Annotated in this window: 21 protein-coding genes; 4 read left to right on the top strand and 17 right to left on the bottom strand. The window is 61.5% G+C overall.

Annotated features, from left to right (window positions below):
* Positions 1 to 15: 15 nt before the first annotated feature.
* Positions 16 to 549, bottom strand: coding sequence for a ubiquinol-cytochrome C chaperone family protein (locus tag Q0X62_RS08900; RefSeq protein ID WP_297734310.1), 534 nt, complete (start codon positions 547 to 549; stop codon positions 16 to 18).
* Between the two features lie 117 nt (positions 550 to 666).
* Between Q0X62_RS08900 and bamE the strand changes: the two genes are divergently transcribed.
* Both bamE and Q0X62_RS08890 read left to right on the top strand, forming a co-directional pair.
* Positions 667 to 1,161 (top strand): outer membrane protein assembly factor BamE, encoded by a 495-nt coding sequence (gene bamE / locus Q0X62_RS08895; protein WP_297734308.1) that lies wholly within the window; start codon positions 667 to 669, stop codon positions 1,159 to 1,161.
* Between the two features lie 841 nt (positions 1,162 to 2,002).
* Entirely contained in the window at positions 2,003 to 2,404 is a 402-nt protein-coding gene (locus tag Q0X62_RS08890; RefSeq protein WP_297734305.1) for a hypothetical protein, read from the top strand.
* Between the two features lie 6 nt (positions 2,405 to 2,410).
* Here Q0X62_RS08890 and Q0X62_RS08885 read toward each other — a convergent pair whose 3' ends face one another.
* The 10 genes from Q0X62_RS08885 to glyA all read right to left on the bottom strand — a co-directional run bounded on the left by Q0X62_RS08885 (position 2,411) and on the right by glyA (position 11,260).
* Positions 2,411 to 4,504: a sodium-translocating pyrophosphatase gene (locus Q0X62_RS08885; protein WP_297734299.1), complete on the bottom strand. Its 2,094-nt coding sequence runs from the start codon at positions 4,502 to 4,504 to the stop codon at positions 2,411 to 2,413.
* A 199-nt stretch (positions 4,505 to 4,703) separates the two neighbouring features.
* Complete coding sequence (locus tag Q0X62_RS08880) at positions 4,704 to 5,225, bottom strand: hypothetical protein (RefSeq protein WP_297734296.1); 522 nt, start codon at positions 5,223 to 5,225, stop codon at positions 4,704 to 4,706.
* Positions 5,226 to 5,264: 39 nt separating this feature from the next.
* Positions 5,265 to 6,230: a thiamine-phosphate kinase gene (thiL, locus tag Q0X62_RS08875; protein WP_297734293.1), complete on the bottom strand. Its 966-nt coding sequence runs from the start codon at positions 6,228 to 6,230 to the stop codon at positions 5,265 to 5,267.
* A 3-nt stretch (positions 6,231 to 6,233) separates the two neighbouring features.
* A complete protein-coding gene (gene nusB / locus Q0X62_RS08870; RefSeq protein WP_297734290.1) occupies positions 6,234 to 6,716 on the bottom strand; it encodes a transcription antitermination factor NusB in 483 nt (160 codons plus the stop codon).
* Between the two features lie 2 nt (positions 6,717 to 6,718).
* On the bottom strand, positions 6,719 to 7,147 hold the full coding sequence (ribH, locus tag Q0X62_RS08865) for a 6,7-dimethyl-8-ribityllumazine synthase (protein WP_297734288.1): 429 nt from the start codon (positions 7,145 to 7,147) through the stop codon (positions 6,719 to 6,721).
* Positions 7,144 to 8,265: a 3,4-dihydroxy-2-butanone-4-phosphate synthase gene (gene ribB / locus Q0X62_RS08860; protein ID WP_297734286.1), complete on the bottom strand. Its 1,122-nt coding sequence runs from the start codon at positions 8,263 to 8,265 to the stop codon at positions 7,144 to 7,146. Before ribB ends, ribH begins: the two co-directional genes overlap by 4 nt.
* Positions 8,266 to 8,280: 15 nt before the next feature.
* Positions 8,281 to 8,886 carry a riboflavin synthase gene (locus Q0X62_RS08855; RefSeq protein WP_297734283.1) on the bottom strand — a complete coding sequence of 202 codons (606 nt, stop codon included), beginning with the start codon at positions 8,884 to 8,886 and terminating at the stop codon, positions 8,281 to 8,283.
* Complete coding sequence (locus tag Q0X62_RS08850) at positions 8,886 to 9,461, bottom strand: RibD family protein (protein WP_297734280.1); 576 nt, start codon at positions 9,459 to 9,461, stop codon at positions 8,886 to 8,888. Before Q0X62_RS08850 ends, Q0X62_RS08855 begins: the two co-directional genes overlap by 1 nt.
* A complete protein-coding gene (gene nrdR, locus Q0X62_RS08845) occupies positions 9,458 to 9,943 on the bottom strand; it encodes a transcriptional regulator NrdR (RefSeq protein ID WP_297734277.1) in 486 nt (161 codons plus the stop codon). The genes Q0X62_RS08850 and nrdR overlap by 4 nt, the downstream gene beginning before the upstream one ends.
* Before the next feature lie 9 nt (positions 9,944 to 9,952).
* On the bottom strand, positions 9,953 to 11,260 hold the full coding sequence (gene glyA / locus Q0X62_RS08840) for a serine hydroxymethyltransferase (RefSeq protein ID WP_297734274.1): 1,308 nt from the start codon (positions 11,258 to 11,260) through the stop codon (positions 9,953 to 9,955).
* A 270-nt stretch (positions 11,261 to 11,530) separates the two neighbouring features.
* Here glyA and Q0X62_RS08835 point away from each other — a divergent pair, with 270 nt between their 5' ends.
* Positions 11,531 to 11,953: a MucR family transcriptional regulator gene (locus Q0X62_RS08835; protein WP_297734271.1), complete on the top strand. Its 423-nt coding sequence runs from the start codon at positions 11,531 to 11,533 to the stop codon at positions 11,951 to 11,953.
* 10 nt (positions 11,954 to 11,963) lie between these two features.
* Here the strand turns inward: Q0X62_RS08835 and Q0X62_RS08830 are convergent, their stop codons facing one another.
* From Q0X62_RS08830 to Q0X62_RS08805, 6 genes are all read right to left on the bottom strand, one after another.
* Positions 11,964 to 12,191 carry a hypothetical protein gene (locus Q0X62_RS08830; protein ID WP_297734268.1) on the bottom strand — a complete coding sequence of 76 codons (228 nt, stop codon included), beginning with the start codon at positions 12,189 to 12,191 and terminating at the stop codon, positions 11,964 to 11,966.
* A 28-nt stretch (positions 12,192 to 12,219) separates the two neighbouring features.
* Positions 12,220 to 13,443: a 5-aminolevulinate synthase gene (gene hemA / locus Q0X62_RS08825; protein WP_297734265.1), complete on the bottom strand. Its 1,224-nt coding sequence runs from the start codon at positions 13,441 to 13,443 to the stop codon at positions 12,220 to 12,222.
* Positions 13,444 to 13,575: 132 nt separating this feature from the next.
* On the bottom strand, positions 13,576 to 14,067 hold the full coding sequence (locus tag Q0X62_RS08820; RefSeq protein ID WP_297734262.1) for a MarR family transcriptional regulator: 492 nt from the start codon (positions 14,065 to 14,067) through the stop codon (positions 13,576 to 13,578).
* 102 nt (positions 14,068 to 14,169) lie between these two features.
* Positions 14,170 to 15,063, bottom strand: coding sequence for a 3-hydroxyisobutyrate dehydrogenase (mmsB, locus tag Q0X62_RS08815; protein WP_297734260.1), 894 nt, complete (start codon positions 15,061 to 15,063; stop codon positions 14,170 to 14,172).
* A gap of 63 nt (positions 15,064 to 15,126) precedes the next feature.
* A complete protein-coding gene (locus tag Q0X62_RS08810; RefSeq protein WP_297734257.1) occupies positions 15,127 to 16,185 on the bottom strand; it encodes an enoyl-CoA hydratase/isomerase family protein in 1,059 nt (352 codons plus the stop codon).
* A 54-nt stretch (positions 16,186 to 16,239) separates the two neighbouring features.
* Positions 16,240 to 17,376 carry an isobutyryl-CoA dehydrogenase gene (locus tag Q0X62_RS08805; protein WP_297734254.1) on the bottom strand — a complete coding sequence of 379 codons (1,137 nt, stop codon included), beginning with the start codon at positions 17,374 to 17,376 and terminating at the stop codon, positions 16,240 to 16,242.
* 134 nt (positions 17,377 to 17,510) lie between these two features.
* Between Q0X62_RS08805 and hemB the strand changes: the two genes are divergently transcribed.
* On the top strand, positions 17,511 to 18,491 hold the full coding sequence (gene hemB / locus Q0X62_RS08800; RefSeq protein WP_297734251.1) for a porphobilinogen synthase: 981 nt from the start codon (positions 17,511 to 17,513) through the stop codon (positions 18,489 to 18,491).
* Positions 18,492 to 18,737 lie beyond the last annotated feature (246 nt).

The following is an 18,737-nucleotide window of genomic DNA, read 5'->3' as shown; positions in this document are numbered from 1 at the left end:
GCAGCAAGACGGCGATCAGACCGCCGGAAAGACAGGAGAGAGGCCGCCGATCAACGCTGCCCCGCCTTGTGCCTGCAAGGCTTGAAACGCCGAGTTGACGTATAGGGCAAGGGCTGGCGCCCGCGGATCATCGGGCTCGGCATTGAAAACATTGCGCGCAAGCACCGCCTGCAATTCATCCGGCTGGTCATGGCGCGCGGCCTCGCGCAGTGCTTCGGCACGACCATAGAACCCCTCGGCCATAAAGCGTATTTTCTTGCCAACACCCGAGTCGCCCACCCCCATCTCGCGCATGGCCGCATCGAAATCGTCAAACATCGTGTCGAAAAGCGCCTGGCTCAGCCGGGTCGGGTCCTCACCCTCTTCCGATTTCAAGGTCAGCACGACGAGCGCGCAGTGCAGGATAATCATCTCGAACCGGCCTTCGACTGTGTCCGGAACGCCCAGCCGGGCATAAAAACCCGGCCTGCGGGCCGCCGCCACCACATCGCGATAAAGCGCTTCAGCGCGCAGCTTCTCCGGCTTGCGGCCGAAAAGACGGTTCAACATGCGATCCGCTCTCCCAAGAATTGGCGCTTGAAGCTAAGCTCGCCCTTGGTTAGGTCAAGACAACGCCGCACGCGTCATCAAGTCGCGCGTGGCAGACCCATCTCGCAGGAGTTCCTGATGAAGCGTCGCGTTAGCCTTACAGTCCTGATTGCCGCCTGTGCAATCGGCGCCTCGGCCTGCAATCCCGTCCTGCGTTCGCATGGCTATCGCTACACCACCCAGGACGTCCCGGAGATCCTGGTCGCTGAAGACACCGAGTCCTCAGTCCTGTCGCGCCTTGGCAATCCGTCGACGCGCGGAACCTTTGAGGACAATACCTGGTATTACATCTCCGCCACTCGCGAGAGCCTCGCCTATCTGCGGCCGGCCACTCGTGATCGCCGCATCATTGCCGTCACCTTCGACGCGAATGGCGTGGTCTCCGAGGTGTCCGAATACGGGCTGGAAGACGGCCGCGTCGTCGCCTATGCCGACCGCGAGACGCCGACGCGGGGCCGCGAACTCACCTTCCTGGAACAGCTTCTCGGCAATGTCGGACGCCTGCCGTCCGAACAATTCGGCGGCGAGCAGAACCTGCCTGGCGGCGCCGGTGGACCGCGTCGCGATCAGTAGATCGGCAAGCAAGTATCATCGCAACAAAAGCCCTGACCAATCGGTCGGGGTTTTTTGTGGGTGGATGTATTCACTCCGACTCCAGGCAGAGCGGTCGCCTGGATGACTGGACGCCATGCGCCGATAACCGATCGCCCCCTCGAGACGGCGCATTTCCCAACACCCCGTCATCCCCCGGATCGCGGCCCTGCCGCGACCGGAGAATGACGGTAATTTAGGATTTCGTGTATCTTTGTCATCCCGGGCGAATGAGGTGCGAAAGCAGGCCGCAGAGCCGGGATGACCAATACGCCTGAAGTCAAAACTTATCCCCGCCCTACGCCCCCATAACCGTCATCCTGACGAAAGTCAGGACCCAGTCTCGCAGGCGCGATTTCGCCCAGCATGGCAACAGCTTGCGTCGCAGTCTGGGTCCCGATTGCCATCGGGATGACGGTGTGTGGGGTGGGGATAGGGATAAACCTTATCCACCCTCCTTCCGCCCCATCACATAATCCTCCCGTTCCCAGGCCATCTTGAGGCTCGGACCGGTTATCCGGGGGTTTGGGAATAGCGGAGCGCATCCGGTTTGGCGGGGCTGACCACCATCAGACCCGGTGCGGCCGCCGATGGGACTCGCGGCACAACGATTGACCGCCCTGATCCCGTCGGCTTCGATTCGGGGGCTGGAAGGCAACCCGGGAAAACTCCGCGTGCGGGATGCTTGTCGTGGCTACCGTTATCAAATCAGCGCTTTATCGGCCTCGGCCGGTATCCCGCACTCCCTCTCTACCCAAAACGCCAGGCGGTGACGCCGTGGCGACCAGACGCTCGTCCACACACCGGAAAAGAAGGAGTGAGCATGCGCAATCGCAGGCATACACGGCGCCGCAAGGCACGTCACAACACAGGAAGGTCAACACCCTGCGGGGTCACACGGCCCGCTGCCGATTCCGCGAGGGATGTCGATCCGGATGACCATCCATTGTGGGAGCGCGATGAGGTTGGCGAGGATTGTACCGCCATTGAGTTCGCCCGCACCGTTGGACAGGCTCTACCCGCGCCACGCAGCGTCATTAGCTGGGCGCTTGCCGGCCAGGCAGAGCCACACGAGGCGGTCATACCACGCGAGGAAAGCCTGATCTGGCGGGCCTGTCAGGCCGCCTTTGACAATGCCGAAGCACTCTGGCTGGCACGCCGTGCAGAGCGCGCAAAAAGAAAGAGCCCCGGCCAGAGGCCGGAGCTCTTCCCGGATCAGAATTGATCCTGCCTAGTGAGCCAGCACGGCCAACAGGAGCAGGGCCACGATATTCGTGATCTTGATCATCGGGTTCACGGCCGGACCAGCGGTATCCTTGTAGGGGTCACCGACGGTGTCGCCGGTCACGGAGGCCTTGTGGGCTTCCGAGCCCTTGCCGCCGTGATGGCCGTCTTCGATATACTTCTTGGCATTGTCCCAGGCACCGCCGCCGACAGTCATGGAGACCGCGACGAAGAGACCATTGACGATCACGCCCAGCAGCATCGCACCGACCGCGGCCAGGGCTTGCGACTGGCCGGCAATCAGGTCGATCGCGAAGTAGAGCACGATCGGGGACAGAACGGGCAGAAGCGACGGCACGATCATCTCGCGGATCGCCGCCTTGGTCAGAATGTCCACGGCGCGGCCATAATCCGGCTTCGCCTTGTACTCCATGATGCCCGGGATTTCCTTGAACTGCCGGCGAACCTCAGTCACCACGGCGGTCGCCGCACGCCCCACCGCCATCATCGACATGCCGCCGAAGAGGTAAGGCAGAAGGCCACCAAAAAGCAGACCGACGATCACATAGGGATTTTCCAGCGAGAAGTCCGGCTGGATACCCAGAAGGTGCTCAACATCCGTCGTATAGGCCGCAAACAGGACCAAGGCGCCCAGACCGGCCGATCCAATGGCATAACCCTTGGTGACAGCCTTGGTCGTATTGCCCACGGCATCCAGCGTGTCGGTCGTATTGCGCACGCTTTCGTCGAGCCCGGCCATTTCCGCAATGCCGCCGGCATTGTCGGTCACCGGACCGAAGGCATCGAGCGCCACGATCAGACCGGCCAGGGCCAGCATGGTCGTCACCGAGATGGCAATGCCGAACAGGCCCGCCAAGGCATAGGTACCCAGGATGCCACCGATGATGATCAGGGCCGGCAAGGCCGTCGATTCCAGCGAAACCGCGAGGCCCTGGATGACATTCGTGCCGTGTCCGGACTCGGACGCCAGGGCGACCGACTTCACCGGACGATAGCCCGTCCCGGTATAGTATTCGGTGACCCAGATAATCGCGGCTGTGACGACCAGACCAATCAGGCCGGACCAGAACAGGTTCATCCCGGTAATCATCTTGCCGTTCACTTCAGCGATATCGCCCATGCCGATCGTGAAATCGGTGACGAAGTAGAGCGCACCGATCGACAACACACCGGCAACGATCAGCCCCTTGTAGAGCGCCCCCATCACATTGGTGCCCTTGCCAAGGCTGACAAAGAAGGTGCCGATGATCGAGGTCACGATACAGGCTGCTGCAATCATCAGCGGATAGAGGACCATCGTCGTGGCCAGCCCGCCGGTGAAGAAGATTGCTGCCAGCACCATGGTGGCAACGACGGTCACCGCATAGGTCTCGAACAGGTCAGCCGCCATGCCGGCACAATCACCGACATTGTCGCCGACATTGTCAGCGATCGTGGCCGCATTGCGCGGGTCGTCTTCGGGAATGCCGGCCTCGATCTTGCCGACCATGTCGCCCCCGACATCCGCACCCTTGGTGAAGATACCGCCACCAAGACGGGCAAAGATCGAGATCAGCGAAGCGCCGAAACCGAGCGCGACCAGCGAATCGATAATGATCCGACCGTTCTCTTCACTGCCGAGCACCAGTCCCATCGGACCGGTGAGCACCCAGTAATAGCCCGCCACACCCAGCAGGGCGAGACCGGCAACAAGCATGCCCGTGACCGCACCGGAGCGGAAGGCGACCGCAAGCCCGGCCGCCAGGCTCGTGCTGGCAGCCTGGGTCGTGCGCACATTGGCGCGGACCGAGACCAGCATGCCGATAAAGCCGGCAGCGCCGGACAGAACGGCCCCGATGGCGAAACCGAGTGCAACCTGCCAGCCAAGGAATACGGCAATCAGGATACAGACGACGACGCCGACAATGGCAATGGTGGTGTATTGACGTTTGAGGTAGGCGTTCGCGCCTTCCTGAATGGCCGATGCGATCTCCTGCATCTTCTCCGTGCCTGCGCTCGCACTCATCAGACGCTGGGTCTGAACGACCCCGTAGATGATGGCGAGAACAGCTGCCGCAATGGCCAAAAAAAGCATGTTCATGGATTCCAGCCCCGTTTGTTCACTTCGTTGTGGTCTCGGAAGGAATACGGGAAAGCACGCGCGTGTGACCACGCCGACCTTAGACAACTTCCCCGCATTTGTTCTTATTGTTGGGGAGACTATGCCCAAAGCATTGGGGCGGTGCAACACGCACTCTTTATCAAGTCAAAACATTGACTTGCTGCGCTGCAATACAGAATTATCGGCGAAAAAGCCGGGTATCGGCCTGGCGAATCTCGATGCGCTCGATCGCACTCGCGCCATAGTGCTCACCGAGCGCAGCCAGCCAGACCTCGACAGCGCGGTCATTATCAAGACCGGTGCCCTCTTCGTTGGAGACAGGCGTGCGGTAGGCCGCCCGCACCGCAGCGTCCAGCGCGTAATGCGCATCATCACGGACGTCCCAGAGATTGTGGCCGGCCGCGACGCGAACCCGGATCTGCACATAGGCGTATCCGGTGAGGTGCCCGTGACTGGACAAGGGGGCAACTACCGTCGGCATGGTGAAGCTTCGTGGATCGTCTTCCTCCACCTCATCCTCTTCCGGCTCGTCCTCTTCGGACCCGGCGCGGTTGAAAAGGGTCAGGAAGCGATTGCCTCGACTGCCTTCATCGTTGGATCCGCCTCCGGATTCCGCAGGCGGTGCGACGAGGCTGAAAGCCGGTGCGGGCAACAAGCCTGCCAGAAAAATTACAGCCACAAGGGCGACGACATTACGCATGAAAGCCTCTCAGTCCGCGGGCAGACTGCCAGCTTTGCCTCAAAAATGCGTAAATCCGCCGCGGTCAGGCGCGACAACCTCGCCCAACCCATTCCGCAGCTGGATACCACTCCCCTCCGCAACGCGGCCGATCCGGGTCAGGGGGAGATCGAGACCAGCGCCGATTGCGTCAATTCGGGCCCGGTCGCCGGGCGCCGCCGTGAAGGCGAGCTCGTAATCGTCTCCACCAGCAAGCAGGCGCAGGACATCACCCTCCGGCGATGCCAGCCAGGCCGAGCCCGCGCTTGACAGCGGAACGGCATCGATCTCGATGTCCAGCCCGCATCCACTCGTCCGGGCGATGTGGCCGAGGTCGGCAATCAGCCCGTCTGAAATGTCGATAGCACTACTGGCCACTCCGCGCAGGGCCTCACCAAGTGCCAGGCGCGGCTCGGGCGCCGTATAGCGGATTAGACACTCCGCCAGCGACTCAGCCCCTGTCTCCGCTGCCATGAGACCGAGAAAGCCATCGCCGATCTGTCCGGAAATCCAGACATCCTCACCGGCACATGCACCACTGCGGGTTAGCGCGGCGCCGCTCGGCACGGCGCCAATCAGCGTGAGGCTGATGGTGAGTGGCCCCGGCGTTGCGGTGGTGTCACCGCCGACAAGAGCGAGCCCGAAACGCGATTGCTCCCGGTGCAAGCCCGCCAGGAAAGCTTCGCGCCATTTGGCATCGAGCGAGCGCGGCCAGGACAGGGCTGCCAAATAGTGGCGCGGCGAGGCACCCATGGCAGCCAGATCGGAGAGATTGCTGCGCAAGGCCCGGCTGGCAACGGTTTGGGGTGTGTCCTTGTCGCGAAAATGAACGCCCGCGATCAGGGTGTCACAGGCCAGGACCAGGCTCTCACCCGGCGCCGGGTCCAGCAGGGCCGCGTCATCTGTGAGACCAAGGGCAACGGGATCGCCCTCACTCAGCGGCACGAGATGCCGCCGGATGAAGTCGAATTCGCCGTCGCCGGCCATGGCTCAGAATTCGTCCGGGCGCGCGTCGCGAGCCGCCCGGTCAAAGGCGGCATTGATGAATTTCGGCTCGGAGCCCTCGAAAAAAGCATTGGCGATCTCGATATATTCATCAATCACCACGCGGGCCGGAACATCCTTGCGATGCAGCAGCTCAAACCCGCCGACACGCAGAATGGCCCGGACCGTCGAGTCGAGACGCTCGAGGCGCCAGCCTTCAGCCAGCAAGGCATCCATGGCCGGATCGACCTTGGCCTGCTTTTCGACAACACCGCTCACCAGACTCTCGAAGAAATCCTCATCCGCCTCGACATATTCCGCTGCTTCATGATCACCGCCGAAACGATGATCACGAAATTCGCGGATGACGGCCGACGCACCTTGACCACTGATCTCCATCTGATAGAGCGCCTGGACAGCCGAAAGGCGGGCAGCCCGACGAAGACGGGCCCGGTTTTCCGATGCGGATTCCTTGCTGGCTGCAGCCATGGTCATGCGCTCCTGAAGCGGTTGCGCAGCTCGATCAGCATCATTGCTGCATTGGCTGCATCCGCGCCTTTATTCTTGTCGATCGCGCGCTTCAAGGCCTGGGCGCGGTTCTCGACGGTCAGGATACCATTACCAACCGGGATGGCCCGCAGGTTCAAATCCATGATTCCACGCGCCGATTCACCGCAGACATAGTCGTAGTGCGAGGTCTCGCCACGAATGACACAACCCAGCGCGACATAGCCGTCATAGCCGGCGCCAGCCTTCTCGGCCTGGGCAATCGTGCCGGGGATTTCCAGCGCACCGGGAACCTCGACGACGTCGAAAGCAAAACCCTTGGCTTCGATGGCCTCCTGCGCGCCCTTGATCAGCGCGTCGGCGATGTCGCGGTAGAATGTGCCCGCGATGATCAGATATTTCGGCGCGCTCATGCGTCACCCTCCGGAAAATGCCGCTCTTCGCGGATGGACAGACCATAGCCCTCAAGCCCGACAATCGTTTGCGGCTTGGTGGTCAGGAGAATCATGTCGCGCACGCCAAGATCCAGCAGGATCTGCGCTCCCACACCGTACTCACGCAGACGCCGCGCCTCGCGCTCATTCTGCGGCAGGCTGGGATGGGCGCCCAAGCGTTCGATGATCGCCGTGTGCGAGGTCTCGCGGATGAAGACCATGACCGCCGGGCCCTCCGCCTCGGAGATCGCGCGAATCCCGGCTTCAACTTTCTCGCCGCGTGGGCCGCTTTCATGCAGGACATCGTCGACGAAGCTCACCTTGTGCATGCGCACAGTGGTTGGCTCGTCTGTGTTCGGCTCACCCTTCACGAGGGCAACATGCTCGGATCCATCCAGCGTATTACGGAAGACGACGAGCTTGAACGGGCCGCCGAATTGCGAGGAGAATTCGCTCTCCAGACGGCGTTCGATAAAGCGGTCATTCTTGCGACGATAGGCAATCAGATCAGCAATCGTTCCGATCTTGAGGCCATGCAATTGGGCGAAAGCAACGAGATCGGGCAGGCGCGCCATCGACCCGTCCTCATTCATGATTTCGCAGATTACCCCAGCCGAACCGGCGCCGGCCAGGCGCGCAACGTCAACGGAGGCCTCGGTATGGCCCGCCCGCACAAGTACCCCGCCATCACGCGCCACCAGCGGGAAGACATGACCCGGCGTCGCGATGTCATCAGCGCCTTTGGACGGGTCGGTCGCGACTTCAATCGTGCGGGCCCGGTCATGGGCGGAAATACCGGTTGTCACACCCTCACGCGCCTCGATCGAGGTGGTGAAGGCCGTCTGGTGACGCGAGCGATTATCGCTCGCCATCAATTTCAGGTCGAGTTGGTCGACACGTTCCTGGCTCATGGCGAGACAGATCAGGCCACGGCCATGCTTGGCCATGAAATTGACCGCATCCGGTGTGGCAAACTTGGCCGGTATGACCAGATCACCTTCATTCTCGCGGTCCTCGGCGTCGACGAGGATGAACATGCGCCCATTGCGCGCATCCTCGATAACGTCCTCGATAGGGGAAAGTGGGATGTCGCTCACGCGCGTCTCCAAATATCAGGCCGGCGAGAATTCGCTCAGACGGGCGGCGTAGCGCGCCATGAGGTCAACCTCAAGATTGACGTGTGCGCCAATTTGCAGCGCGCCGAGTGTGGTGACCTCCGCCGTATGCGGGATGATCATCAAATCAAACGTGTCGCGGGTGACCGTATTGACGGTCAGCGAGACCCCGTCGACCGTGATCGAGCCCTTGCGGGCTATGAATCGATTGAGATCCGATGGCGGCCGGACGGAAAGAATGAGCCATTCCCCCTCCTCGCGCCGATCTACCACCTCTCCGACGCCGTCGACATGACCGGTGACGAGGTGCCCGCCAAGCTCCTCGCCCATCGCCAGGGCGCGCTCGAGATTGACCGGGTCGCCAACCTTCCATTTGCCCAGCGTGGTCAGGCGCAACGTCTCCGGGGACACCTCAACGGCGAACCTGCAACCATCTGTCGTCCGGCGCTTCTCCACAACGGTAAGGCACGCACCGGCATGGGCGATCGAGGCTCCCAGCGCGATTCCATCAGGCTCGTAGGGCGCGTCGATCTCGAAGCGGCGCACGCCCTCCCCGGAGATGGCGCAAATGCAGCCTTTGGCAGTAACGATTCCGGTAAACATCAACCCGTCCGTTCGTAGGTTTCCTGCAGATCGACGCCGCGCTCCACGACGCTTGTCCGCCTGAAAATGGGGGCTGCGTCGAGTGTCTCAAGGCCAAGAGCTGCGAGAACCGGTAATCCGTCACCGCCCAGCACTATTGGCGCCCGAAACCATTCGATACAATCCACCAGTCCGTCGCGCACGGCAGAGGCCGCAATCGCCGCGCCCGCCTCGATCATCACGCGCTCACGGCCAGCCATGGCCCGAGCGAGATCTCTGTACGGAACCAATGTGACGGACCGGTCTCCCCCCTTGAAGACCCGCGCGGTCGCCGGCGTCCGCCCCTGACTGTCCATGATGATGATATCGGGTTGACGCTCGCACCCGCCTTCGGGGCGCGCCGTCAATTGTGGGTCATCCGCGAGGATGGTGCCAATCCCCGTGAGAATTGCGTCATGCGCCGCACGCATGCGATGCACCACGGCGCGACTCTCGGGCCCCGTGATCCATTGCGAGGCGCCGTTCGCCAGTGCGATCTTGCCGTCGAGCGAAGTCGCCAGCTTCAATGTGACACGCGGACGCGCCGCGGCGCTCATTCGTTGTCGTCTTCGCTTGTACCGAAATGCGCGCTCAGCGCTTCATCGGTGATGAATTCACGGAAGTCCTCGACCTTGTGGAAATCCTTGTAGACCGACGCGTATCGGACATAGGCGACCGCATCAAGATTCTTCAGGCCTTCCATGACCAGCTCGCCAACCCGGTCAGAGGTCACATCGGTCTCACCGGTCGACTCCAACCGCCGGACAATGCCTGAAATCATCTGGTCGATCCGGTCCGGCTCGATATTGCGCTTTTGCATCGCCAGCTGGATGGACCGGTTCAGCTTGTCACGGTCAAACGGGACCCGCCGCCCGGACTTCTTCATTACGGTCAGCTCACGCAATTGCACGCGCTCGAACGTGGTGAAACGGGCGGCACAGGACGGACATTGCCGCCGACGACGAATGGCATTCCCGTCCTCTGCCGGACGGGAATCCTTCACTTGGGTATCGGGATGACCGCAAAAAGGACAACGCATGCGGGTATCTTAGGCCAGTTCTGGATAGATGGGGAAGCGCGCAGTGAGCGCTTTCACCGTCTCGCGAACCTCGGCCTCTATTTCCGCATTGCCCTCGGGCTGATCCACAAGTGCATCAAGCACCTTCACCATCAGCTCACCAATCTGCGCGAACTCCGCCTCGCCAAAGCCGCGCGTCGTGCCGGCCGGCGAGCCGACGCGCAGGCCGGATGTCACCGTCGGCTTTTCAGGATCAAAGGGCACGCCGTTCTTGTTGCAGGTGATATAGGCTCGCTCGAGGGCTTCTTCGGCGATATTGCCCTTGAGCCCCTTCGGGCGCAGGTCAACCAGGGCCAGATGGCTGTCAGTCCCGCCCGAGACGATGGCATAGCCCCCATCGGTTATCGCCTTGGCCATCGCCTGACAATTGGCGACCACCTGTTTGACATAATCCTTGAACTCGGGTTGCAGGGCTTCGCCGAATGCGACCGCCTTGCCGGCGATGACATGCATGAGCGGACCGCCCTGCAGGCCGGGGAAAATAGCCGAGTTGAACTTCTTGCCGAGGTCGAGATCGTTGGACAGGATCATGCCGCCTCGCGGGCCGCGCAAGGTTTTGTGGGTCGTGGTCGTGCAGACATGGGCGTGCGGCATCGGATTGGGATAGACCCCACCGGCCACCAGGCCCGCGACATGCGCCATATCGACCATGAGATAGGCCCCGACCTCGTCGGCGATCTTGCGGAATTCGGCAAAATCGATCTCGCGCGGATAGGCCGACCCACCGGCTATGATCAGCTGCGGCTTGACCTCATGCGCCTTGGCGCGAACCGCATCATAGTCGATGCGCGCATCACGCTCGCGCACGCCATAGCTCTCCGCCTTGAACCATTTGCCCGACATGTTGGGGCGTGCGCCATGCGTCAGGTGACCGCCGGCATCAAGGGACATGCCGAGAATCGTGTCGCCCGGCTTGAGCAGAGCGAGAAAGACGCCCTGGTTGGCCTGACTGCCGGAATTCGGCTGGACATTGGCATACTGGGCCCCGAAGAGCGCTTTGGCGCGCTCGATGGCAAGTGTCTCGACAACATCGACATGCTCGCAGCCACCATAATAGCGGCGGCCCGGATAGCCTTCGGCGTATTTGTTCGTGAGCGGCGAGCCTTGCGCTTCAAGAACCGCCCGAGAGACGATGTTCTCAGACGCAATCAGCTCAATCTGGCTTTGCTGGCGTTGAATTTCCTCATGGATCGCGTGGGCGACATCGCGATCGCTCTCAACGATTGATCGGGTGAAGAACGGGTTTTGCTGTCCGGCTTCGCGCTGGGTATCGGGCATGACGCTTCCTCATCACATTTGCCTCGTGTGATAAGGTGCTGCTCGGACTGGGGCAAGCGGACAATTGGCGTGTCTGCAGACCAGATCACCCCCACATGCCCCCAATCGAATTACTTGAGCAATTCTACCTGCGCTGTCACAACTGAAATATATTCAACCGCACTCTCTTGAACTCGACATCAAGTCATAATATCGATCGTTCATTGCAATAATGAATGAAGTCACTACGTGTGACGAAAGCAAGACAGTGTTTCCGGAAAGGTTCTGTAAATGGCCGATGACATGCTCCCCGATATCGACAAGGAAGAGTTGCTGAGGATGACCACCGATGTCGTCGCATCCTACCTCTCACACAATTCCATGCCGGCCGATAACGTGCCTGATCTGATCAAGTCAGTGCATGCGACAATGAAGGAAGTCTCCGAGTCGGAAGTCAAACCGGAGCCGAAGACCAAGCCGGCGATTGCCGTATCCAAATCGGTTGCTGACGACTACATCGTTTGCTTGGAAGACGGCAAAAAACTCAAGATGCTCAAGCGCTATCTGCGCTCCCAGTACAATATGTCGCCAGATGATTACCGCCGAAAATGGGGCCTGCCATCGGATTACCCGATGGTCGCGCCAGCCTATTCGCGCAAACGCTCACAATTCGCCAAGGATATTGGCCTGGGACGCGGCAAGAAAGACGGCTAGCTGGCCCGACCTAGACTTCAATGCCGCGACGGCCGGACCCTGGGTCCGGCCGTTTCTTGTTGACCGCTTCCCGCTTGAGCTTCCAGGCCAGCTTCGCCCGCGCGAGGACATCAATGTCCGCGCGCGGGGTCTTGGCGGGCACCTGGAAAACGACCTCCTCGGCAGTGGCACCGTCAATGGCCGCCACGCGCAAGGCATTTCCAACTCGCTGGATTTCGACGAATATTTCGCCGGCCATTGTCCGACCTCGCTCGGGCAGACTGAATTCAGGCCCGGGCCACCCCGGTCTGTTCGCACGCCCGCTCCCAGACATCATCCAGTGCCTCGATGAGCTGGTCAAACATTCCATCGTCGTGTAGCGGGCTGGGCGTCAAGCGGAGGCGCTCCGTTCCCCGGGGCACAGTCGGATAATTGATCGGCTGGACGTAGACACCATGCTCTTCGAGCAGCATGTCGGAAATGCGTTTGCAAAGCACCGGATCGCCCACCTTGATGGGAACGATATGGGTCTCGGATTCCATCACCGGGTAACCGGCCTCGGCGAGGCGCGCCTTCAAGGTCGCAGCGCGCTCCTGGTGCGACTCGCGCAGATGATGCGCGGCCTTGAGGTATTCGACGCTGGCCCGCGCACCGGCGGCCAGGGCCGGTGGAAGGGCGGTGGTGAATATGAAACCGGGCGCCATGGAGCGGATAGCGTCGACAATCGCGCCGTCAGCAGCGATATAGCCCCCCATCACGCCAAACGCCTTGCCCAGCGTGCCTTCAATAATGTCGATCCGGTCCATCAGGCCTTCACGTTCGGCAATGCCGGCGCCGCGAAGACCGTACAGGCCAACGGCGTGGACTTCGTCGAGATAGGTCAGCGCGCCATATTTGTCGGCGAGGTCGCAGACGGCTTCCAGAGGGCCGATATCGCCGTCCATGGAATAGACCGACTCGAAAGCAATGACTTTCGGCGCATCGGCCGGTGCGGCGGCCAGCAATTCTTCCAGATGTTCGAGATCATTGTGACGCCAGATGCGCTTTTCGCAGCGCGCCCCTTTCACGCCCTCAATCATGGAGGCGTGGTTGAGCTCGTCGGAGAACATGATCAGGCCGGGCAGGATCTTTCCCAGGGTCGACAGCGTCGCCTCATTCGCAATGTAACCGGAGGTGAAGAGCAGCGCCGCATCTTTCTGGTGCAGATCGGCGAGCGAGCGCTCAAGCTCGACATGATAATGGGTGGTACCGGAGATATTGCGCGTGCCGCCGGCACCTGAGCCAACATCATCGATCGCCTTTTTCATCGACTCCACGACGCAAGGCACCTGGCCCATGCCAAGATAATCATTGGAACACCAGACCGTAACGTCGCGGACCTTGCCCTCGTCAGAGCGCCAACGCGCGACGGGGAACTCACCCTTGCGCCGCAGAAGATCGGCAAAGACGCGGTAGCGACCTTCAGCCTTCACACGACGGACGGCATCCTGAAACGCGGTTTGGTAATCCATGGGGCGGGCCTTTCACGACGATCACTACATGCCAACCGGACGGTGAGTCGACGTATAGTCCGTAATCACCCGTCCGTATAATGGACGAAGCGCCGCACCCAATGGATTTTTTCATGAACAGTTGGACAGGCCCTACATCCGGAAACGGATGTGATCAGCCCAGAAGCGTTCGATCCGTGCCAATACCGTATTCATGGCCGGCAATTGCTCGACATCAACACCGCCGACCGGGTTCAGCGACGTTCCCTGCCGCTCGAAAAGCTTGTTCAAATGAGCACAGACAGCGAAACCGCTATCGGTCAGGCTGACCCGCACGGCACGGCGGTCCACCGCCGACCGCTCATGACGGATATAGCCGGCATCGACGAGCTTCTTGAGATTGTAGGACACGTTGGAGCCCAGATAATGGCCCCGCGTCCGCAGCTCACCTGCCGTCAATTCCTGGTCGCCGATATTGAACAGGAGCAGGGCCTGCACACTGTTCAGATCGTCCAGCCCCTCACGGTCGAGCTCATCCTTGACCACATCAAGCAGCTGTCGGTGGAGGCGTTCCACCAGTTGAAGAAGCTCAAGATAATCGGAACTCGGCGCCGCTTCCGGTGCCACGCTTTCTGCCATCGCCATCACACACACTCCACCCGATCTTTGATGATCGTTTTTTACGTTCAGTGCGGACTGTAATGTGAAAGCGCAAAAATCCCCTTAACAGGGCCGTTCAAATTGAAATCAGCGGTTTTCCCAGCTTCCATCCAACAGCTTGTAGATGCCGGAAAAGTCTGACGGACCGCCGCCCAGATTGTCGAACATGGCGTAGAGCGCTTCAGCCTGGGCGCCCAGCGGCGTGGTCGCTCCGGCGCTTTGTGCCGCGTCCTGCGCAAGCTTGAGATCCTTGAGCATCATGGCCGTGGCGAAGCCCGGCTTGTAGCCGTTATTGGCCGGTGTGGTCGGGATCGGGCCCGGGACCGGGCAGTAGGAGGTCATCGACCAGGACTGGCCGGACGCCTTGGACGCGATGTCGAAGAAATTCTGTTGGTCCAGGCCCAGCTTCTCGGCCAGGGCAAAGGCTTCGCAGGTGCCGATCATGGTGATCGCCAGCAGCATGTTGTTGCAGATCTTGGCCGCCTGGCCGGCCCCGACTTCACCGGCGCGGATGACCGCCTTGCCCATCGCGTCGAGAATGGGTTCCGCCGCTGCGAAATCGCCTTCACTGCCACCGACCATGAAGGTCAGCGTGCCGCCCTGGGCCGCTGCGACGCCTCCGGAGACCGGGGCATCGACAAAGCGGAAACCCTTCTCCACGGCCAGACCGCCGACATGGCGGGCACTGTCGACATCAATGGTCGAGCAATCGAGGAAGAGCGTGCCCGGTGCCGCAGCGTCAAAGATCTGGCCTTCATAAACAGCGCGTACATGCTTGCCGGCGGGCAGCATGGTGACCACGGCCTCGCTGCCGGTCACCGCATCAATGGCGGAGTTGGCTGGCTTGGCGCCCTGCTCCACGGCCTGAGCTATGGCGGCGGCGCTGAGATCGAAGGCGTGCACCTCATGCCCGGCCTTGACCAGATTGGCGGCCATGCCGGAGCCCATGTTTCCAAGTCCGATAAAGGCGATGCGGGCCATGTTTTCTCTCCCCGGGGATCGTGGTGTTCTTTGTGATGTCTTTGTAGTGATATTTGTCAGCGTCTAGGCCGTGTCTTCGAGAAAGCTCATCTCGTGAGCGTCATCGAGTGGCGCGAAGGCTTGCTCGATCTCGCTATCATCCGCGGCCGGCGACCAGTTCGGCGACTGGTCCTTGTCGATGATCACCGCGCGGACACCCTCGTAGAAATCCGTCCCCGTCAGGCACCAGCTCGACACGCGCAAATCCTGACGCATCACATCCTCGAAAGAGAGATCGCCGCCCTTGCGCAAACAAGCCAAGGTAAGCTTGAGCGCCGTCGGGGATTTGCTTGCCAGGATTTTTGCCTGCTTGGCCGACCAGCCATCCCCAGCCCCGTCGATGCGCGCCGTGATCTCGTCGACACTGTCACCGGCAAAGGCTGCATCGATGAGACCGCGTGTGACCGACAGATCGCTGTCACCGGGATCACCGGAGAATTCCTCCAGCAGGACTTCCAGCGATTCTTCGCCGGTCAGATCCGCGTTTTCGAGCGCTTCGACAAGCGCGTCATACTGGCCCGACGGGCAGTAATGCGTGGCCAGACCGGCGGCGACACAATCGGGGGCTTTCAGGCGGGCGCCGGTCAGGCCCATCCAGGTGCCGATCTCGCCGGCAAGGCGCGGCAGGAAATAGGCGCCGCCGACATCGGGGTGAAAACCGATCCCGGTTTCGGGCATGGCGAACATCGTGCGATCACCGGCGACCCGGTGCGAGCCGTGCACCGAAACCCCGACGCCGCCGCCCATGGTGATGCCGTCGATCAGCGCGACATAGGGTTTGGGATAGTGGTGGATCAGCGTGTTGAGCCGATACTCGTCGCGCCAGAACAGCCAGGCCTGGTCGTCGCCCGCCTTGCCACTGTCATGCAGTTTGAGAATGTCCCCGCCGGCACAAAACCCCTTCTCGCCAGCCCCGTCGACCACGATGACCTGCACGCTGTCATCATCACGCCAGGCCTCCAGCGCCTCGATCATCGACAGGCACATGCCATGGGTCAGCGCATTGAGCGCCTTGGGACGATTGAGCGTGATCCGGCCAACCTGGCCAATCTTGCGGGCGATGATTTCGGGTTCGTCGGTCATGGTGATCCCTGATGTCCTGGCAATACAAATGTCACGGAGCGGCTTTGCCACCCCCTACTTCATCACATCCTTGGCAATAATCACGCGCATGATCTCATTCGTACCTTCCAGGATCTGGTGGACGCGGAGATCGCGGACGATGCGCTCAAGCGGGTAGTCCTTGAGATAGCCATAGCCGCCATGCAGCTGCAGCGCCTGGTTGGCGACGTCGAAACACGTATCGGTCGCGAACCGCTTGGCCATGGCGCAATACTTGGCCGCGGACGGGTCGCCGGCATCAATGGCAGCAGCGCCGCGATAGAGCATCATGCGTGAGGCTTCCAGCTCGGTCGCCATGTCGGCCAGCTTGAACTGGGTGACCTGGAATTGACCGATCTCACGACCGAACTGTTTGCGCGTGCCGACATACGCCTTGGCCAGCTCGAAGGCCTCGGTCGCCCCGCCCAGCGAGCAGGCACCGATATTGATGCGGCCGCCATTGAGGCCCTTCATCGCCAGGGTGAAACCCATCCCCTCTTCCGCCAGCAAATTCGCGGCGGGAACACGGCAGTCCTCGAAGGTGACGACGCGGGTCGGCTGGGCATTCCAGCCCATCTTCTTTTCATTGGCCCCAAAGGAGAGGCCCGGCGTGTCCTTCTCGACCACAATGGTCGAGATGCCTTTCGGTCCGTCACCGCCCGTGCGGCACATGACGACATAATAATCCGACGTGCCGGCGCCCGAAATGAAGGCCTTCGAACCATTGAGCACATAATCATCACCATCGCGCACGGCCTTGGTGCGCAGTTGGGCCGCATCCGACCCCGCACCCGGCTCGGTCAGGCAATAGGAGGCGATCTTCTCCATCGTCATCATGCCGGGCAGGAGGCGCTGGCGCTGCTCCTCATTGCCCCAGCTATCGATCATCCAGGCGCACATATTGTGGATCGACAGGAAGGCCGCCGTCGGCACACAGCCACGCGACAGCTCTTCAAAGATGATCGCGGCATCAAGGCGCGACAGGGCCGATCCACCGACGTCTTCGCGGGTATAAATACCGGCAAAACCGAGCTCGGCCGCCTCGCGCATCACCTCGACGGGGAAGTGTTTTTCCTCGTCCCACCGGGCCGCATTCGGCTTCAAGCGGTCATCGGCGAATTTTTTCGCCATGTCGCGGATCAGGGTCTGATCTTCTGTGAGAGCGAAATCCACAGCAGCGCTCCTGTTGCTAATCGGATGTTTGACGGACAAATCTTGCCTGACGGCCTTGGCCGGAGCCGTAACGCGGGTTTGCCGCGGCGGCAAGTTTGATATGTCATTGAAAAGCGCAAAGACCAGAGGCCGCCATGTATCCCAATACCCGCCTTCGCCGCACCCGCCAGGCTGACTGGTCCCGTCGCCTCGTGCGCGAAAATGCCCTGTCGGTGAATGACCTGATCTGGTCGGTCGTGGTCTCCGACACGGCAGACCCGGTCGAGCCGGTGGCGGCGATGCCGGGCGTGGAACGCCTCTCCCTTGCTGCACTGGCGAAGGCGGCGAAGGAGGCCCAGGCCTTGGGCATTCCGGCGATGGCCATCTTCCCGCATATCGATCCGGGCAAGAAGGATGATGGCGGCAGCGAGGCCCTGAACCCTGACGGTCTGGTCCCCAATGCCATCAAGACCATCAAGGATGCCGCGCCCAATCTCGGCGTGATCTGCGATGTCGCGCTGGACCCCTTCACCACCCATGGCCATGACGGCATTCTCGACGGCGACCGCATCGCCAATGACGCCACCGTCGAGCGCCTGATCGAGCAGGCCCTGCTCCAGGCCGCGGCCGGCTGCGATGTCGTCGCCCCGTCAGACATGATGGATGGCCGTATCGGCGCCATTCGCGAGGCGCTGGAATCCGCCGGCCATCACGACACGATGATCCTCTCCTATGCCGCCAAATACGCCTCGGGCTTCTACGGTCCCTATCGCGAGGCGATCGGCTCGGCCGCGGCGCTCAAGGGCGACAAACAGACCTACCAGATGGACCCGTCCAATCGCGATGAATGCCTGCGCGAGGTCGAGCTCGACATCGCCGAGGGCGCCGACATGGTCATGGTCAAGCCCGGCCTGCCCTATCTCGACATTGTCCGTGCCCTCTCCGACACCTTCCCCGTCCCGGTCTATGCCTTCCAGGTCTCCGGCGAGTACGCCATGATCGAGGCAGCCGCCGCCAATGGCTGGATCGATGGCGACCGGGTGATGATGGAGAGCCTGCTGGCCTTCAAGCGAGCAGGTGCGGCGGGTGTGGTGACGTATTTTGCGAAGCGGGCGGCGATGACGCTGGGCGGTTAGCCACTTACGAAGCCCCGGTTTCAACCGTCATCGCCGGGATGCCTTTCCGGCCTCGTGGGATGTCGGCGGTGTCAGTGCGAGCAGCGGCTGAACTGGGCAGTCAGGTCCCCTAAAAACCGCGCCTTTGGCGCTCACCCCGCCCTAAACCACTTGCCGAGAGACAGCCGTATCCGGTTCTTGAGCTCAAGGGGCTTGCTCGCAAAGCGGCGCCTGCGGCGCCCTTGACCTCAAGAACCGGATACGGCC

It is taken from the genome of uncultured Maricaulis sp., from assembly GCF_947259345.1.
GTDB lineage: Bacteria > Pseudomonadota > Alphaproteobacteria > Caulobacterales > Maricaulaceae > Maricaulis.
This window is presented reverse-complemented; position numbering and strand designations above follow the sequence as displayed.

What these genes read in the sequence shown, in the direction of transcription:
- Q0X62_RS08900 (WP_297734310.1), bottom strand. Translation starts at nt 549, where the DNA reads ATGTTGAACCGTCTTTTCGGCCGCAAGCCGGAGAAGCTGCGCGCTGAA.
- bamE (WP_297734308.1), top strand. Translation starts at nt 667, where the DNA reads ATGAAGCGTCGCGTTAGCCTTACAGTCCTGATTGCCGCCTGTGCAATC.
- Q0X62_RS08890 (WP_297734305.1), top strand. Translation starts at nt 2,003, where the DNA reads ATGCGCAATCGCAGGCATACACGGCGCCGCAAGGCACGTCACAACACA.
- Q0X62_RS08885 (WP_297734299.1), bottom strand. Translation starts at nt 4,504, where the DNA reads ATGAACATGCTTTTTTTGGCCATTGCGGCAGCTGTTCTCGCCATCATC.
- Q0X62_RS08880 (WP_297734296.1), bottom strand. Translation starts at nt 5,225, where the DNA reads ATGCGTAATGTCGTCGCCCTTGTGGCTGTAATTTTTCTGGCAGGCTTG.
- thiL (WP_297734293.1), bottom strand. Translation starts at nt 6,230, where the DNA reads ATGGCCGGCGACGGCGAATTCGACTTCATCCGGCGGCATCTCGTGCCG.
- nusB (WP_297734290.1), bottom strand. Translation starts at nt 6,716, where the DNA reads ATGGCTGCAGCCAGCAAGGAATCCGCATCGGAAAACCGGGCCCGTCTT.
- ribH (WP_297734288.1), bottom strand. Translation starts at nt 7,147, where the DNA reads ATGAGCGCGCCGAAATATCTGATCATCGCGGGCACATTCTACCGCGAC.
- Q0X62_RS08855 (WP_297734283.1), bottom strand. Translation starts at nt 8,886, where the DNA reads ATGTTTACCGGAATCGTTACTGCCAAAGGCTGCATTTGCGCCATCTCC.
- Q0X62_RS08850 (WP_297734280.1), bottom strand. Translation starts at nt 9,461, where the DNA reads ATGAGCGCCGCGGCGCGTCCGCGTGTCACATTGAAGCTGGCGACTTCG.
- nrdR (WP_297734277.1), bottom strand. Translation starts at nt 9,943, where the DNA reads ATGCGTTGTCCTTTTTGCGGTCATCCCGATACCCAAGTGAAGGATTCC.
- glyA (WP_297734274.1), bottom strand. Translation starts at nt 11,260, where the DNA reads ATGCCCGATACCCAGCGCGAAGCCGGACAGCAAAACCCGTTCTTCACC.
- Q0X62_RS08835 (WP_297734271.1), top strand. Translation starts at nt 11,531, where the DNA reads ATGGCCGATGACATGCTCCCCGATATCGACAAGGAAGAGTTGCTGAGG.
- Q0X62_RS08830 (WP_297734268.1), bottom strand. Translation starts at nt 12,191, where the DNA reads ATGGCCGGCGAAATATTCGTCGAAATCCAGCGAGTTGGAAATGCCTTG.
- hemA (WP_297734265.1), bottom strand. Translation starts at nt 13,443, where the DNA reads ATGGATTACCAAACCGCGTTTCAGGATGCCGTCCGTCGTGTGAAGGCT.
- Q0X62_RS08820 (WP_297734262.1), bottom strand. Translation starts at nt 14,067, where the DNA reads ATGGCGATGGCAGAAAGCGTGGCACCGGAAGCGGCGCCGAGTTCCGAT.
- mmsB (WP_297734260.1), bottom strand. Translation starts at nt 15,063, where the DNA reads ATGGCCCGCATCGCCTTTATCGGACTTGGAAACATGGGCTCCGGCATG.
- Q0X62_RS08810 (WP_297734257.1), bottom strand. Translation starts at nt 16,185, where the DNA reads ATGACCGACGAACCCGAAATCATCGCCCGCAAGATTGGCCAGGTTGGC.
- hemB (WP_297734251.1), top strand. Translation starts at nt 17,511, where the DNA reads ATGTATCCCAATACCCGCCTTCGCCGCACCCGCCAGGCTGACTGGTCC.